The organism is Streptomyces nigra, from assembly GCF_003074055.1.
GTDB lineage: Bacteria > Actinomycetota > Actinomycetes > Streptomycetales > Streptomycetaceae > Streptomyces > Streptomyces nigra.
In genome coordinates this window covers 1,465,386-1,480,534 of the sequence record NZ_CP029043.1, presented here as the reverse complement: position 1 = coordinate 1,480,534, position 15,149 = coordinate 1,465,386, and the positions used below count along the sequence as shown (strand labels likewise).

Here is a 15,149-nt window from a genome sequence, read left to right as displayed (position 1 = left end):
GGGGTGCGTCCGGGTGAACGACGCGCCCGGGGGGAAAGGCACGGCGGCCGGTACGATGCGGCAGCCCGGCGCAGTGGAACAACCTCGGGGGAGCGTCATGTTCGGAATGGTCAGGCCCTGCCGGCACCGGCTCGGAGAGCGGTTCACCACGGAATGGATGGCGCATTTGTGCGGGCTGTGTCTCGCACTGCGCGGGGACCACGGACAGCTCGCCCGGGTGGTCACCAATTACGACGGGCTGCTGATATCCGTCCTGACGGAGGCTCAGTCCGACCGGTCGGGGGCGCTGCGGCGTACGGCGGGGCCGTGCCCGTTGCGCGGAATGCGCACCGCGTCCGTCGCTCAGGGGGAGGGCGCCCGGCTCGCCGCCGCCGTCTCGCTGGTGCTCGCCTCCGCGAAGGTACGGGACCACGTGGCCGACGGGGACGGGCTGCTGGCCCGCCGGCCGGTGGCGCTCGCCGCCCGCCGGGTGGCCGCGGGCTGGGGTGCGGCGGGGCTGCGCTCCGGCTCGGCCGTCGGCTTCGACACGGCCGTCCTCGTCGACGCCGTCGACCGGCAGCTCGGCATCGAGACCCTCGCCGGGCCCGGCACACCGATCCTCACCGTCACCGAGCCGACGGAGACCGCGACGGCCGCCGCCTTCGCGCACACCGCCGTCCTCGCCGGACGGCCGGGCAACGCCGGGCCGCTGGCCGAGGCAGGCCGGCTCTTCGGACGGCTGGCGCACCTCCTGGACGCCGTGGAGGACCTGGCCGCCGACGCCGAGGCCGGTGCGTGGAACCCGCTGACCGCCACCGGGACCTCCCTCGCGGAGGCGCGGCGGCTCGCCGACGACGCCGTGCACGGGGTGCGGCTCGCGCTGCGCGAGGTGGAGTTCACCGAGCCCGGGCTCGCGCACCTGCTGCTCGTGCACGAACTGCGGCGCTCCGTGGACCGCGCGTTCGGCACGACGCCGGTCTGCGCCTCCCATCAGCCCGGCCCGTACGGGCAGCCGCCGCAGCAGGGGCCGTACGGACAGCCGCCGCAGCAGGGGCCGTACGGGGGCGCGCCGCAGAACCCGTACGCCGGGGGCGGGAATCCGTACGCCGGAGGCGGGGGCGCGGCGGGCGGAAGCGGGAGCGGGGGTGGCTTCGGGGGCTTCGGGGGCTTCGGGGAGGGGCCGGCCCCGCAGCCGCCCAAGGGGCGGCGCGGATTCTGGGCCGGCTGCGGGATGTTCTGGCTGCTGTGCTGCACCTGCAAGTTGTGCTGCGCCAAGGAGTACGAGGGCCCGTGGTCCCGTAAGAAGCGCGAGGGCTGCTGCCGCGACTGCGACTGCGACGGGTGCGACTGCTGCTGCCCGTGCGACGGCTGCTAGGCGCGAACCGCGAACCGCGAACCGCGAACCGCGAACCGCGAACCGGTAACCGGGATCCGGAGAACGGGATCCGGGAATCGGCTATCCGGAGGGGCTACTTCCGGCCATCCGGCGAGGAGTGGGCGGCGTGCGCGGGGGCGGGCGTCAGGTGTGCCGAGGCGTTCCGGGGCGCGGAGCGCGCGGGCCCGGGTGAGGGGACGCCGTGCGCCCCGGTGCGGTACCGGCCGCCGGTCCGCGCCCGGTCCGACCGTGGCTCGCGCCCCTCTTGCAGGGGCGCCGCATGCCCGGCGGGCCCCTTCGGCGGCGTCGGGGGCGCGTCGGGCGAGGGGGCGCGCAACCGGCTCTGACCGGCGCCGATGCGGACAGCCTCGGCCAACGCGCACACATGGTTCAAATGTTGACGGCCGAAAGGCACCCTTGTGCCGACCGGTCGTTCGGCCGAATACTCCCCTCAGCGCTTGTCAGGAGCACGGCATGTTCGGAATCCGGACGATGACCCCTCCTGCCTGCGCCTCACGGGCCCCGACCCCACGCGGGCCCCCGACTTCCCTTGGAGGGAACGAAACGTGAGGATCAAGCGCACCACTCCTCGCAGCGGCATCACGAGACGGACCCGGCTGATCGCCGTGTCCTCCGGCCTCGTCGCCGCGGCGGCCTTCGCGATCCCCAACGCGACCGCCGCAGAGACCCCCACCACCTTCAGCGCCGCCCAGCTCAAGAGCGTCAGCGGCTCCGTGCTGAAGGCCGACGTCCCCGGCACCGCCTGGGCCGTCGACAGCAAGACCAACCGCGTGACGGTGACCGTCGACAGCACGGTCTCCCAGGCGGAGATAGCGAAGATCAAGGAGCAGGCCGGCTCCGGCGCCGACGCGCTCACGATCAAGCGCACCCCCGGCAAGTTCCAGAAGTTCATCCAGGGCGGTGACGCCATCTACGCGAGCAGCTGGCGCTGCTCCCTCGGCTTCAATGTCCAGGACAGCAGCGGGAACCAGTACTTCCTGACGGCCGGCCACTGCACCGACGGCGCAGGCACCTGGTACTCCAACTCCGGGCGTACCACGGTGATCGGCTCGACCGCCGGCTCCAGCTTCCCGGGCAACGACTACGGCATCGTGCGCTACACCGGCTCCGTCAGCCGGCCCGGCACCGCCAACGGCGTGGACATCACCCGCGCCGCCACGCCGAGCGTGGGCACGACCGTCATCCGGGACGGCTCGACCACCGGTACGCACAGCGGCCGGGTCACCGCCCTCAACGCGACGGTCAACTACGGAGGCGGCGACATCGTCTCCGGCCTGATCCAGACCACGGTCTGCGCCGAGCCCGGCGACTCCGGCGGCTCGCTCTACGGCAGCAACGGCACGGCGTACGGTCTGACCTCCGGCGGCAGCGGCAACTGCTCCTCCGGCGGCACGACCTTCTTCCAGCCGGTCACCGAGGCCCTGTCCGCCTACGGCGTCAGCGTCTACTGACGGGCTGTGCCGTCCCGGCACATGTGAGGTCCGCACGGCATCGGGAAGAGCCCCCGCACGCGATCGCGTGCGGGGGCTCGTCGTCGTGTCCCCAGGTATATCCAGTCCTCGGGGGCGATTTCAGGACAGGAGTAGACCTCACCCGCTGCTGATGCCGTGCTCGCTCGCGGTGTTTGCTGAGCGAAGACCATGAGTGTGACTGTGCATGGTCAAGATTTGGGGGGTGTGTGCGTGTGTTCTGTGCCCGTCCTGAAGTCGACCTTGTGTGCTCCTGTCGAACATAGGAATAGTGAGGCCTGTTCAACCGGCGCGGGTGTGGCTTTTGTTGTGAGTCGCCCCCGTGGCCGTACGCCTTCCGGTCCGACGAGGTCCCCACAACCTTTCGGGCCGACCCCCCACAGGAGGACGTGAGTTGAAGCACCGACGCATACCCAGGCGCCGTGTCGCCGTGGCAGGTGCGGGCATCGCCGCACTGGTCGCCGCCGGCGTGACGTTGCAGTCCGCGAACGCGAGTGAGACACCGGAGACCTCCGCGCCGAAGACCCTGTCGGCCGGCGCGGCCGGAAAGCTCGCCTCGACCCTTGTGAAGGACCTCGGCGCCGACGCCGCGGGCACCTACTACGACGCCCAGGCCAAGAGCCTCGTCGTGAACGTCCTCGACGAGGCCGCCGCCGGCGCCGTCGAGGCGGCCGGCGCCGAGGCGCGGGTCGTCCAGAACTCCCTCGCCGAGCTCAGAAGCGCCCGCACCACGCTGAAGCAGGACGCCACCATCCCCGGCACCGCCTGGGTGACGGACCCGACCACCAACAAGGTCGTGGTCACCGCCGACCGCACGGTCTCCAAGGCCGAGTGGGCCAAGCTCACCGAGGTGGCCGACGGACTGGGCACCACGGTCGAACTGAAGCGCTCGAAGGGGGAGTTCAAGCCCTTCATCGCGGGCGGTGACGCGATCACCGGCGGCGGCGGGCGGTGCTCGCTCGGCTTCAACGTCGTCAAGGGCGGCGAGCCGTTCTTCCTGACGGCCGGGCACTGCACCGAGTCCATCTCGGCCTGGTCCGACTCCAGCGGCCAGCAGATCGGCACCAACGCGGACTCGAGCTTCCCCGACAACGACTACGGCCTGGTCAAGTACACGGCCGACGTCGACCACCCGAGCGAGGTGAACCTCTACAACGGTTCCGCGCAGGCCATCAGCGGTGCCGCCGAGGCCACCGTGGGCATGGCGGTCACCCGGAGCGGTTCGACCACCCAGGTGCACGAGGGCAAGGTGACCGGCCTGGACGCCACCGTGAACTACGGCAACGGCGACATCGTCAACGGGCTGATCCAGACCGACGTGTGCGCCGAGCCCGGCGACAGCGGCGGCTCGCTGTTCTCCGGCGACAAGGCGGTCGGCCTCACCTCCGGTGGCAGCGGTGACTGCACCTCCGGCGGCGAGACCTTCTTCCAGCCGGTGACCGAGGCGCTCTCCGCCACGGGTACCGAGATCGGCTGACGCCTCTGCATGAGAGCCCCGCCCCCGCTGTCGGGGGGCGGGGCTCTTCGTCGTCCCCTCACGGGACGGCGGCGGTCTCCGTCCGGTCCCGGTCCCTGCCCCGCAGCACCGCCGTCAGCAGGGCGACGACCACGCCGCCGACCGCCCACGCAGACAGAACCAGCAGGGAGCCCGTGGAGTCGTTGCCCTTGAAGTAGGCGATCGAGCGGGCCGCCCAGGTGCCCGCACCCGGGGGCAGGGCGGGCCCGATGTCCCGCCAGAACGGGGGGAGCAGCGGGGGCGGGAGGGCGCCGCCCGCGCTCGGGTTGCCGAGGATCACCACGATCACGATGGCCAGGCCGATGCCTGCCATGCCGATGAGGGACTGGAAGGCGAGGGTGGCCGCGCCGACCGCGAAGACGGTCAGGGCGCCCAGGCCCCACAGCGCGGCGGTGCTGCCCGGGAGCGCGCCGAGGATCGGCCCGACGATCAGCGCGCCGCCGAGCCCCGCGACGACGGCGACGACGGCCATCGAGAGCAGCCGGATCAGGGTGCGCCGTGGGGTGGGGCTGCGGGCACCGGAGCTGATCGTCATGATCGACGCGCAGAGATAACCGCCGACGCACCAGCCCACGACCAGATAGAAGGACGTGAGCCCGTTGGCGTCCTGCGGGTCGGCCGGGACCACGTCGACGGTGCGCAGGGTGCGGTCCTGGGTCCGCTCCAGGTCGGTGAAGACGGTCTCCAGCGTGAGGGCCAGCACCCGCCCGGCCCCCGTCGAGACCAGGAGGGTGTCCCGGGTGCCGGCCGGGTCGATCACCAGGGCGCCGTAGATGTCGCGGTTCACGATCTGGGCGCGGGCCGTCTCCGCGTCGGGGAGCGCCCGGGGGTCCAGGGGGCCGTCGGGCAGCGCGGACAGCCGGTCCACCGTCTGCTCGGCGACCGCCGGGGGCGCCACGACACCGACGGGGACGTCCCTGGGCTTCGGGTCGTGGAGGGCGCCGACGTACGAGGTGATGAAGAGCAGGCTGAGGGCGAGCACACCGGCCACGAGCAGGGTGGCCCGGGGGGTGACGGCCTCCTTCACCTCGGCGAGGAAGGGGCTGGGCTGCGTCATGCCTCAACGCTCCGGGGGGAGGGGTGTCCGCGCAGGTGGGGGAGGACCGAATGAGTGTCGTACGGGTGTTCGATAAGGGTGTGGAGATGGTTTATGGTGAGGGAGTAGGGAACTGATGTTCGAGGGTCGATCTCGGGCCCGCCAGGGAGGTGCGTGTGTCGGGCTTCACGCATCTGCACACCGTCTCCGGGTTCTCCCTGCGGCACGGCGCCTCCCACCCGGAGCGGCTGGCCGAGCGGGCCGCCGAGCGGGGCATGGACGCCCTGGCCCTCACCGACCGCGACTCGCTCTCCGGCGCCGTCCGCTTCACCAAGGCCTGCGCCGCGGCCGGCGTACGCCCGCTGTACGGCGTCGAGCTGGCGGTGGAGGAGTCCGCGCCGCGCGAGGAGACGCCGGGGCGCCGGCGGACCCCGGTACGCGGCGGCGCGTTCGTCGACGAGCCCGCGCAGCGCGTCACCTTCCTCGCCCGGGACGGGGCCCGCGGCTGGGCCGACCTGTGCCGGCTCGTCTCCGCCGCCCACCGCGGCGACGGCCCGCCCCTGCTGCCCCGCGCCGACAACCAGGGCGACGGGCTGACCGTCCTGCTCGGCCCCGCCTCCGACGTGGTCCGCGCGCTCGCCGCCGGACGCCCAGACCGGGCGGCCCGGCTGCTCGCCCCCTGGCGGGAGGTCTACGGCGACGCCCTGCGGCTGGAGGCCGTGTGGCACGGACGGCAGGGCACCGGCCCGGGGTCACTGCGGCTCGCCGCCCGCACCGTGGGCTTCGCCGCCGAGCAGCGGATCCGGCCGGTGCTGAGCAACGCCGTGCGGTACGCCGATCCCGGTCTAGGGCCGGTCGCCGACGTGCTGGACGCCGCGCGCCGGCTCGTGCCCGTCGACGCCCTCGGGGAACGGGACTCCGGTCAGGCCTGGCTCAAGGGCCCCGAGGAGATGGAGCGGGCCGCCGAGCGGATCGTGGAGGCGGCGGGCTTCCGTCCCGACACCGCGCGCCGGCTGCTGGAGCAGACCGCGGCGACCGCCGCCGAGTGCCGCGTCGACCCCGAGGACGACCTCGGCATCGGCACCGTTCACTTCCCCGAGCCGTATCTCGTCGGCGCCGGCCGGCGCACCGCCCAGCGGGCGCTCGCCTCCCGTGCGGTGGCCGGAATGGTGCGGCGCGGCTACGACGGGCGGCGGGCGTACTGGGAGCGGATGCACCACGAGCTGGACATCATCGCCCACCACGGCTTCGCCTCCTACTTCCTGACGGTCGCCCAGGTCGTCGACGACGTACGCGCCATGGGCATCCGGGTGGCCGCCCGGGGGTCCGGCGCGGGCTCCCTCGTCAACCATCTGCTCGGCATCGCGCACGCCGACCCCGTCGAGCACGGGCTGCTGATGGAGCGCTTCCTGTCCAAACGGCGGCTGGTGCTGCCGGACATCGACATCGACGTGGAGTCCGCACGGCGGTTGGAGGTCTACCGCGCGATCATCGACCGGTTCGGGAGCGAGCGGGTCGCGACCGTCTCCATGCCGGAGACCTACCGGGTGCGGCACGCCATCCGGGACGTGGGTGCGGCCCTGTCGATGGACCCGGCCGACATCGACCGCATCGCCAAGTCCTTCCCGCACATCCGGGCCCGGGACGCCCGCGCGGCCCTGGACGAACTGCCCGAGCTGCGCCGGCTGGCCGGGGAGCGGGAACGGTACGGCAGGCTGTGGGAGCTGGTGGAGGCGCTGGACGCCCTGCCGCGCGGCATCGCCATGCACCCGTGCGGGGTGCTCCTGTCCGACGCGACCCTGCACGCCCGGACGCCCGTCGTGCCGACCAGCGGCGAGAACCTGCCCATGTCCCAGTTCGACAAGGAGGACGTGGAGGACCTCGGGCTGCTCAAGCTCGACGTCCTCGGGGTGCGGATGCAGTCCGCGATGGCGCACGCGGTCGCCGAGGTGGAACGGGCCACGGGCGAGCGGATCGACCTGGACGGGGTGCCCGACGGCGACCCGGCGACCTACGGGCTGATCCGGTCCACCGAGACGCTCGGCTGCTTCCAGATCGAGTCGCCGGGCCAGCGGGACCTGGTCGGACGGCTCCAGCCGGCCACCTTCCACGACCTCGTCGTGGACATCTCGCTGTTCCGGCCAGGACCGGTCGCCGCCGACATGGTGCGGCCGTTCATCGAGGCCCGGCACGGGCGGGCGCCGGTGCGCCACCCGCACCCCGACCTGGCCGAGCCACTGCGCGACACGTACGGGGTCGTCGTCTTCCACGAGCAGATCATCGACATCGTGCACCTCATGACCGGCTGCGGACGGGACGAGGCCGACCGGGTGCGGCGCGGGCTCTCCGACCCGGAGTCGCAGGCGCGGATCCGGGTGTGGTTCGCCCAGCACGCGGCGGCCAAGGGGTACGACGCGGAGACCATCGGGCGGACCTGGGAGATCGTCGAGGCCTTCGGCTCGTACGGCTTCTGCAAGGCGCACGCGGTCGCGTTCGCCGTGCCGACCTACCAGTCGGCCTGGCTGAAGGCCCATCACCCGGCCGCCTTCTACGCCGGGCTGCTCACCCATGATCCCGGGATGTACCCGAAGCGGCTGCTGCTCGCGGACGCGCGGCGGCGCGGGGTGCCGATCCTGCCGCTGGACGTGAACGTCTCGGGCGTCGCCCATCAGATCGAACTGGTGTCCGGATCGGGGAAGTCCGGCGGCACCTGGGGACTGCGGCTCGCCCTTTCCGATGTGTACGGCATCAGCGAGGCCGAGGCGGCCCGGATCGCGGCCGGGCAGCCGTACGCCTCCCTGCTCGACTTCTGGGAACGGGCCCGGCCCAGCCGTCCGCTCGCCCAGCGGCTCGCCCAGGTCGGCGCGCTGGACGCGTTCGGCGCCAACCGGCGGGACCTGCAACTGCATCTGACCGAACTGCACCGGGGCGCCCGGGGCGGCGGCGGGGACCAGCTCCCACTGGCCGGCGGACGGCGTACGGCCGCCGCCGGACTGCCCGACCTGACCTCCGAGGAGCGGCTCAGCGCCGAGCTGGGGGTGCTGTCGATGGACGCCTCGCGCAATCTCATGGACGACCACCGGGAGTTCCTCCAGGAGCTGGGCGTGATCGGCGCACGCCGGCTGCGGGAGGCGCGGCACGGGGAGACCGTGCTGGTCGCGGGCGCCAAGGCGGCCACCCAGACCCCGCCGATCCGGTCCGGCAAGCGGGTCATCTTCAGTACGCTCGACGACGGGACGGGCCTGGTCGACCTCGCCTTCTTCGACGACTCGCACGACGCCTGCGCCCACACCGTCTTCCACTCCTGGCTGCTGCTGGTGCGGGGCGTCGTGCAGCGGCGCGGGCCGCGCAGCCTCAGCGTCGTGGGCTCCGCCGCCTGGAACCTCGCGGACCTGCTGGAGGTGCGCCGGAGCGAGGGCCTGGAGGGCGTCGCCGCCCGGCTGGCCGGGGGCGGCGGCCCCGTGGACGGTTCCGACGGCGAGGGAGCGGCGCGGCGCCGGCTCGCCGGGTCCGAGGGGACGCCCGCGCCGGCCGGCTCCGCGGCCCAGGACCAGATGGAGCGGCAGCGGACCATCCGTATGTCCACGGGGTACGAGATGCACCCCTGGGCCGATCTGCGTCCCGCGGGCGAAGGGCCCGCCGGAGGGCGGAAGTTGTGGCACCAGAGCCCGGGGAGCGCGGGATGACAGCGTCGGCCGGCCTCCCGGAGGAGGCCTGAACCTCAGCGGGCCCACGGGGGAGCGATACGCGTCCCGTCCGCGAGTTCCGCCTCCAGGCCGACGAGCGTGGTCACCCAGGTGATCGCCGGACGTGTGCCCGGGTTCTCGACGGTCAGGGTGGCGCCGGCGTTGACGATGAGCGTGTCGCCCGCGGTGACGTCGGTCGTCTCCCCGTCGAGGGTGACGCGCAGACCGCCGTCGAGGATGTGCAGGATCTCCTCCTTGCTGACGGTGTGCGCGGGCGCGCGGGTGCCGGCCGGCACCTCGCCGCGCCAGGCGCACAGCTCCCGGCTCCCGGTGAGCGGGGTGGCGTACGAGACGAAACGGGCGCCGTGCATCTCGTGCACCACGGCTTCGGACGGACGGACGACAGGCATGGGTGACTCCTTGGCGATGGTCCTCGGTGGTTCTCGTCGGTTCTCGATGGTCAAGCAGCTTGACCATACGTCATATGGTCAAGCTGCTTGACCGATTGGTCAAGGGTGTTTCAATGCCCGTGTGCAGAACTCCGACGCCATGGCCCTGTCCGCCGCCCTGCTCTCCGCCGCCGGCGACCTCACCCGGCGCATCCATGACGGCGTGGTCGGCCGGGGGTTCGACGGGGTGCGGCCCGCGCACGGGTTCGCGTTCGCCCGGCTCGCCCCGGACGGCGCCACGGTCACCGAGCTCGCCACCCATCTCGGGGTCACCAAGCAGGCCGCGAGCCAGCTGGTCGACGAGATCGTGCGCAAGGGGTACGCCGAGCGCCGGCCGCACCCCGGGGACGCGCGCGCCCGGCTGGTCGTGCTCACCGAGCGGGGATGGGCCTGCACCCGAGCCGCCGAGGCGGCGGCGGCGGAGGTCGTGGGGGCCTGGGGCGAGGTGCTGGGCGAGGACGGCCTGCGGGCCCTGCTGCACGGGCTGGCGCGGATCGCCGTGCATGGTCCGGTCCGTCCCAGTTGGTGACGTCCTGTCAGGGGCGTTATCAGATACCGCGGTTACCGCTGGAAGTTTTTACCGACGCGTAACTTCCCACCGGCTGCTACTCGCCCGTAACTTGACGAGTGAACAGCATCCTTCGTGATCCGGATCACAGGGCGTAAGGCCGTCGCACCTCCCCTGAGTCGCGAGGAGATCACCCGATGCTGCCCTGGAAACGAGTGCTCAGACCGCTGGCCGCGCTGCTGCTGACCGCCGCGGTCGCCGTCGTCCCCGCCACCGCCGCCCAGGCCGCCCCGACGGCGGCAGCACCCAGCAGCGGCTGGAACGACTACTCCTGCAAGCCCTCCACCGCCCACCCCCGCCCCGTCGTCCTCGTGCACGGAACGTTCGCCAACTCCGTGGACAACTGGCTGTTTCTCGCGCCGTATCTGACCGACCGGGGCTACTGCGTCTTCTCCCTGGACTACGGCCAGCTGCCGGGCGTGCCGTTCTTCCACGCCCTCGGCCCCATCGACAAGTCCGCCGAACAGCTCTCCGCCTTCGTCGACAAGGTGCTCGCCGCCACCGGCGCCGGCAAGGCCGACCTCGTCGGCCACTCGCAGGGCGGCATGATGCCCCGCTACTACCTCAAGTTCCTCGGCGGCGCCCCCAAGGTGAACGCCCTCGTCGGCATCGCGCCCAACAACCACGGCACCACCCTGTCCGGGCTCGCCAACCTGCTGCCGTACTTCCCCGGCGCCGGCGACCTCCTGAACGCCGCCACCCCCGCCCTCGCCCAGCAGGTCGCCGGGTCCGACTTCATGAAGCGGCTCAACGCGGGCGGCGACACCGTCCCCGGAGTCCGCTACACCGTCATAGCCACCAAGTACGACGAGGTGGTCACCCCGTACCGCACCCAGTTCCTGTCCGGCTCCTCGGTCAAGAACGTCCTCATCCAGGACAAGTGCGTCCTCGACCTGTCCGAACACGCCCTGGTGGGCCTGACCGACCGGATGGCCTTCCACGAGGTGGCCAACGCGCTCGACCCGGCCCGCGCCACCCCCACGACCTGCGCGTCCGCGATCAGTTGAGCGGCTGACCGCGGACACACCGCCGGGGCCTGACCGGCCTGAGCCGCCGTTCAGGCCCCGGAACCCGAGGGATCAGCGCCGGGCGCCGCCCGCCGCCCGTCGGCGCACCGACGCGAACAGGACCGCCGACCCGAGGGCCAGCGTGGCCGCGCCGCCCACCGCCAGATACCCGGTGGAGGCGTCCCCTCCCGTCTCCGCCAGGTTCTCCCCGGCGGAGGCCGCCTTCGGCTGGTTGGCCTGGGCGGCGGGCGTCGGATCGGCCGCGGCCGGCTCCGCCGACGTCCGCGCGTCCTGGTCGCCGTGGCCGCCGTGCTCGACCGTCGACTTCTCCGTACCCGCCTCGATCTGCTCCTCGGAGGGCGCGGAGGCGCTCGGGGCAGCCGGCTCCTGCGAGGCCGGCGCCTCCGGAGCCTGGTGGGAACCGCCGCCGAAGGTCACGTCCGAGCAGGAGTAGAACGCCTCCGGGCTGTCCGAGCGCTGCCAGACCGTGTACAGCATCTGCTTGCCGGACCGCTCCGGGAGCCGGCCGGAGAAGGTGTAGAAGCCGCCCTCGGCCGCCGGGTCGGTGGCGGTCGCCACCGGGTTCGCCAGATCCAGGTCACCCCAGGCCAGCGGCTTCGACGGGTCGTAGCCGGGCTTGGTGACGTACACCTTGAAGGTGCCCTTGTGCGGGGCGGTGACCCGGTACTTGAAGGTGTGCGAGCCGCTGCTCACGCTCGTCGCCGGCCAGTCCGAGCGGGCCAGGTCGAGGCCCTTGAACTCCGCGTTGTTCGCGCTGCACAGCTTCCCGTCCGGGATCAGCTCCTGGTGCCGGCCGCCCGCGTCGCCGATGCGGATGCCGTTCCAGTCGTACAGGGCCTGGGTGCCGCCGGCCGCGACGGCCGCCTTGCACGCGGCGGACTTCGGGCTCTCCGGGCCCTCCGCGTAGCACTGCGAGACCCGGCTGACCGGGTCCCCCAGCGAACCGTGCGCCGAGGCGGGCGCGGCGGCGAGAGCGGTCAGGGCGAGCGGCGTCAGACCGAGCGCGGCGACTGCGGCGGCCTTGCGGCGTGCGGGCATGGCTGATCTCCTCGTGGGCCTGGTGCAGGGGTGAATCCCGTGGGGGCGATCAGAAGTTAGCCCGGATGAACGCCGAAATCGCCTGCCGGAGAGGGCTGATGGCGATCTTTAGGGTCGCCTTAAGGAAGCGCTCAGCCTGGGATCAGGTAGCTACCGTCGTCCCATGACGAGCGAGCTGATCCGGCCGGCCACCGCCGCCGACGTCCCGGCCGTGAAGGCCGTGATCGACGCGGCGTTCACGCCGTACATCGAGCGCATCGGGGTGGTCCCCGTGCCCATGGAGGCCGACCACGCGGCGGACGTGGCGGCGGGGAAGGTGTATGTGACGGGGCGGCCCGTGACCGGGCTCGTGGTGATCGAGGCGCACCCCGACCATCTGTACCTGGACACCGTCGCCGTGCACCCCGGCGCCCAGGGACAGGGCGTCGGGGGACGGCTGCTGCGGTTCGTGGAGGCACACGCGCGTGCGCTTCGTCTGCCGGAGGTCAGGCTCCATACGAACGCGATGATGTGGGAGAACCAGAAGATCTACCCGAAGTACGGGTACGAGGTCGTCGAGCGGCGCGTGAGCGGGCCCTACGACCGCCTGCACTATCGCAAGCGGCTCGGCTGATCCGGTCCGGCACGGCGGCGGCGCGGCGTCTCAGCCTTCCGGCCACCAGGTGCGGGCGATGTCCTTGCGGATCTCGGGTCGTCCCCACGGGGACTGATCCGCCTCCTCGCGAACCCTGCGTGCATCCGACTTCTTCAGGGGCTTCTGCACGGTTGTCCGGCGCATGGCTGCCTCCTTCGGCGCAGTGCCTACCGTGTTCCGCGTTGGCACGGAGGTAGACGCGTCCGGGGAGAGTTCCTCATCGCCGCAGGTCCTGTCAGTGGCGGCCGTCACGAATCCCGTTGTCAGTGGCGGGTGTCACGATGGGCCCATGACGAACGGTGAACAGTCTCTGAGCAGTGCGTACACGGACTGGGACGCCGCCGCGCCCACCTTCGACGACGAGCCCGACCACGGCCTGCGCGACCCCGAGGTGCGGCAGGCCTGGGCGGACCGGCTGCGCTCCTGGCTGCCCGCGCGCCCCGGCGACGTCCTCGACATCGGCTGCGGCACCGGCAGTCTGTCGCTGCTCGCGTCCGAGCAGGGACACCGGGTGACGGGGGTGGACCTGTCGCCGGCGATGGTGGAGCGCGCCCGCGCCAAGCTCGCCGGGCGTGACGCCGTGTTCCTCGTCGGTGACGCGGCGGCGCCCCCGGTCGGCGAGGACCGGTTCGACGCCGTGCTCGTCCGGCACGTCCTGTGGACGCTCCCGGACCCCGCGCGTGTGCTGCGGCACTGGGTGGGGCTGCTGCGGCCGGGGGGACGGCTGGTGCTGGTGGAGGGCGTGTGGGGCACGGTGAGCCCGGCCGGCATCCCGGCGGACCGGCTCACCGGCCTGCTCGCCCCGCTCGCGGGGACGTCCGTGTGGAGCAGCTGTCGGACGACGCCCGGCTGTGGGGGAGGACCGTCACCGACCAGCGGTACGCGGTCGTCGCCGTTCCGCGGTGACCTACCGCAGGAGCGACTCCAGGCCGCCCTCGCCCCTCGCGCGCGCCTCCAGCTCGTCCAGGGCGGCGACCGCCGCGGCGGCGGCCCCGGGGTCGGCCTCGGCCAGACCGCTCTCGGCGAACTCGTCCTCGTCGAGCCGGCGCACCTGCGTCCCGTCGGCCGAGCACCACAGGTCCAGGTCGAGGTCCTCCACGACCAGCTCACCGCCGGACAGCGCGGCCGGGCGGGTCACGTCGCAGTACCAGCCCTTGCGGGCGCCCGACGCGGCGCGGACCTCCTTCACCGAGTACCAGCGGTCCCGCCAGTAGTACTCGGTGAAGACGTCACCCGGCTCGAAGCGCACGAAGCCGAAGTCACGCACCCCGGAGCCCGCCCACGGGGCGCGGACGGCGACGCGGACACCGTCGTCGTCCAGCAGCTCCGCCGCGTAACGGATCTTCGTACGCCCGCCCTTGACGAGCACCACGTCCAGCCGGGCGGGCCGGTCAGCCGAGTTCGCGGACATGCCGCACCTCCGTCGCACAGATCTCGTAGCCGAGCCGGCGGTTGATCGCCAGCATGGGCGCGTTGTCGCTGTCGTTGCCGGTCAGAGCCTCCGTGTACCCCGCGGCGCGGGCGCGGTGCAGGGAGTGGGTCTTGGCCAGCTTGGCCAGGCCCCGGCCGCGATGGGCGCGTGCCGTGCCGGTCATGGCCGTCGCGTAGCGCGTGGCGCGGTCCGTGTGCGCGACGCTGAAGGCGACGGGGCGGCCGTCGGCCACGGCGACCGTGGTGAGGTCCAGGTCGAGGAGGGGGTGCTGCCAGGTCTCCCGCAGCCAGGCCTCGTAGTCGGTCAACTCGGCCTGGACGTCGCTCGGTTCGTCCGACGTGGCCTCGGTGTCCAGCAGGAACAGCGGGCGCGGGTCGTCCGCGAAGTCCGCGGCGGTGCGCAGCTCGACACCGGGCGGCGGGTCCTGGAGCGGGGGGAGCGCCGCCCCGGCCAGGTCCAGGCGCAGGAAGTGGGAGGAACGGCTGGGCCGGTAGCCGCGGCGCTCGGCGAACGCGCGATGCCCGGGCTCGTCGAGGACCCAGGAGAACAGCCGGGTCGCACCCCGTGCGGCCAGATGCTCCTCGGCGGCCCGCACCAGCAGCCGGCCCGCGCCGCGCCCCGTGCGGTCCGGCCGTACGTAGACGTTGAGGTAGCCCTGGCCCGGCTCCGGGCTGTCGTACGCGAGTCCGGTCTGGGCCGTGCCGATCGTCTCGCCGTCCTCCTCCGCCACCAGGGACCGGTAGTGGGCGTCGGGGTGGGTGTGCGTCCGGTGGTGGCGGACCGCGTCCGCGTCCCACAGCATGTACGGAAGGCCGAGGCGGCGGCAGTGGACGAACCGCTCGACGTCGTCGGGGTCTTCGCCGCGCAGGTCGCGCACGATCACGGTCATGGCGCGCAGGCTAGACGGGGAACCGCCGG

13 protein-coding genes and 1 pseudogene are annotated in these 15,149 nt (G+C 72.9%); 8 read left to right on the top strand and 6 right to left on the bottom strand.

What is annotated here, in order from left to right; translation table 11 throughout:
• Positions 1 to 97 precede the first annotated feature (97 nt).
• The 3 genes from DC008_RS06865 to DC008_RS06855 all read left to right on the top strand — a co-directional run bounded on the left by DC008_RS06865 (position 98) and on the right by DC008_RS06855 (position 4,321).
• Entirely contained in the window at positions 98 to 1,354 is a 1,257-nt protein-coding gene (locus tag DC008_RS06865) for a DUF5685 family protein (RefSeq protein ID WP_208645819.1), read from the top strand.
• Positions 1,355 to 1,920: 566 nt separating this feature from the next.
• Positions 1,921 to 2,826, top strand: coding sequence for a S1 family peptidase (locus DC008_RS06860; protein WP_108706174.1), 906 nt, complete (start codon positions 1,921 to 1,923; stop codon positions 2,824 to 2,826).
• 412 nt (positions 2,827 to 3,238) lie between these two features.
• Positions 3,239 to 4,321 carry a S1 family peptidase gene (locus DC008_RS06855; protein ID WP_108706173.1) on the top strand — a complete coding sequence of 361 codons (1,083 nt, stop codon included), beginning with the start codon at positions 3,239 to 3,241 and terminating at the stop codon, positions 4,319 to 4,321.
• Between the two features lie 58 nt (positions 4,322 to 4,379).
• On the opposite strand, the gene DC008_RS06850 is transcribed toward DC008_RS06855, so the two are convergent.
• On the bottom strand, positions 4,380 to 5,417 hold the full coding sequence (locus tag DC008_RS06850; RefSeq protein WP_108706172.1) for an ABC transporter permease: 1,038 nt from the start codon (positions 5,415 to 5,417) through the stop codon (positions 4,380 to 4,382).
• Between the two features lie 155 nt (positions 5,418 to 5,572).
• Here DC008_RS06850 and DC008_RS06845 point away from each other — a divergent pair, with 155 nt between their 5' ends.
• A complete protein-coding gene (locus DC008_RS06845) occupies positions 5,573 to 9,082 on the top strand; it encodes a DNA polymerase III subunit alpha (protein ID WP_108706171.1) in 3,510 nt (1,169 codons plus the stop codon).
• Between the two features lie 35 nt (positions 9,083 to 9,117).
• Here the strand turns inward: DC008_RS06845 and DC008_RS06840 are convergent, their stop codons facing one another.
• Entirely contained in the window at positions 9,118 to 9,492 is a 375-nt protein-coding gene (locus DC008_RS06840) for a cupin domain-containing protein (RefSeq protein ID WP_055622950.1), read from the bottom strand.
• A 121-nt stretch (positions 9,493 to 9,613) separates the two neighbouring features.
• On the opposite strand from DC008_RS06840, the gene DC008_RS06835 reads away from it, so the two are divergent.
• Together DC008_RS06835 and DC008_RS06830 are read left to right on the top strand one after the other, a co-directional pair.
• The gene (locus DC008_RS06835; RefSeq protein WP_108706170.1) at positions 9,614 to 10,060 is read left to right on the top strand and encodes a MarR family winged helix-turn-helix transcriptional regulator; all 447 of its coding nucleotides are present in this window, start codon (positions 9,614 to 9,616) and stop codon (positions 10,058 to 10,060) included.
• A gap of 176 nt (positions 10,061 to 10,236) precedes the next feature.
• On the top strand, positions 10,237 to 11,106 hold the full coding sequence (locus DC008_RS06830; protein WP_108706169.1) for an esterase/lipase family protein: 870 nt from the start codon (positions 10,237 to 10,239) through the stop codon (positions 11,104 to 11,106).
• Between the two features lie 72 nt (positions 11,107 to 11,178).
• Here the strand turns inward: DC008_RS06830 and DC008_RS06825 are convergent, their stop codons facing one another.
• A complete protein-coding gene (locus DC008_RS06825) occupies positions 11,179 to 12,165 on the bottom strand; it encodes a lytic polysaccharide monooxygenase auxiliary activity family 9 protein (RefSeq protein ID WP_108706168.1) in 987 nt (328 codons plus the stop codon).
• A gap of 163 nt (positions 12,166 to 12,328) precedes the next feature.
• On the opposite strand from DC008_RS06825, the gene DC008_RS06820 reads away from it, so the two are divergent.
• Positions 12,329 to 12,778, top strand: a complete 450-nt coding sequence (locus DC008_RS06820) for a GNAT family N-acetyltransferase (protein ID WP_108706167.1) — start codon at positions 12,329 to 12,331, stop codon at positions 12,776 to 12,778.
• Positions 12,779 to 12,808: 30 nt separating this feature from the next.
• Here the strand turns inward: DC008_RS06820 and DC008_RS36230 are convergent, their stop codons facing one another.
• Entirely contained in the window at positions 12,809 to 12,943 is a 135-nt protein-coding gene (locus DC008_RS36230; RefSeq protein ID WP_108706166.1) for a hypothetical protein, read from the bottom strand.
• A 145-nt stretch (positions 12,944 to 13,088) separates the two neighbouring features.
• Between DC008_RS36230 and DC008_RS06810 the strand changes: the two are divergent.
• Positions 13,089 to 13,705 (top strand): annotated as a pseudogene (locus tag DC008_RS06810) (class I SAM-dependent methyltransferase).
• A gap of 1 nt (position 13,706) precedes the next feature.
• On the opposite strand, the gene DC008_RS06805 reads toward DC008_RS06810, so the two are convergent.
• Entirely contained in the window at positions 13,707 to 14,210 is a 504-nt protein-coding gene (locus DC008_RS06805) for a ribonuclease FAU-1 family protein (protein ID WP_108706165.1), read from the bottom strand.
• Complete coding sequence (locus tag DC008_RS06800; protein ID WP_108706164.1) at positions 14,191 to 15,120, bottom strand: GNAT family N-acetyltransferase; 930 nt, start codon at positions 15,118 to 15,120, stop codon at positions 14,191 to 14,193. The genes DC008_RS06805 and DC008_RS06800 overlap by 20 nt, the downstream gene beginning before the upstream one ends.
• Positions 15,121 to 15,149: the final 29 nt, after the last annotated feature.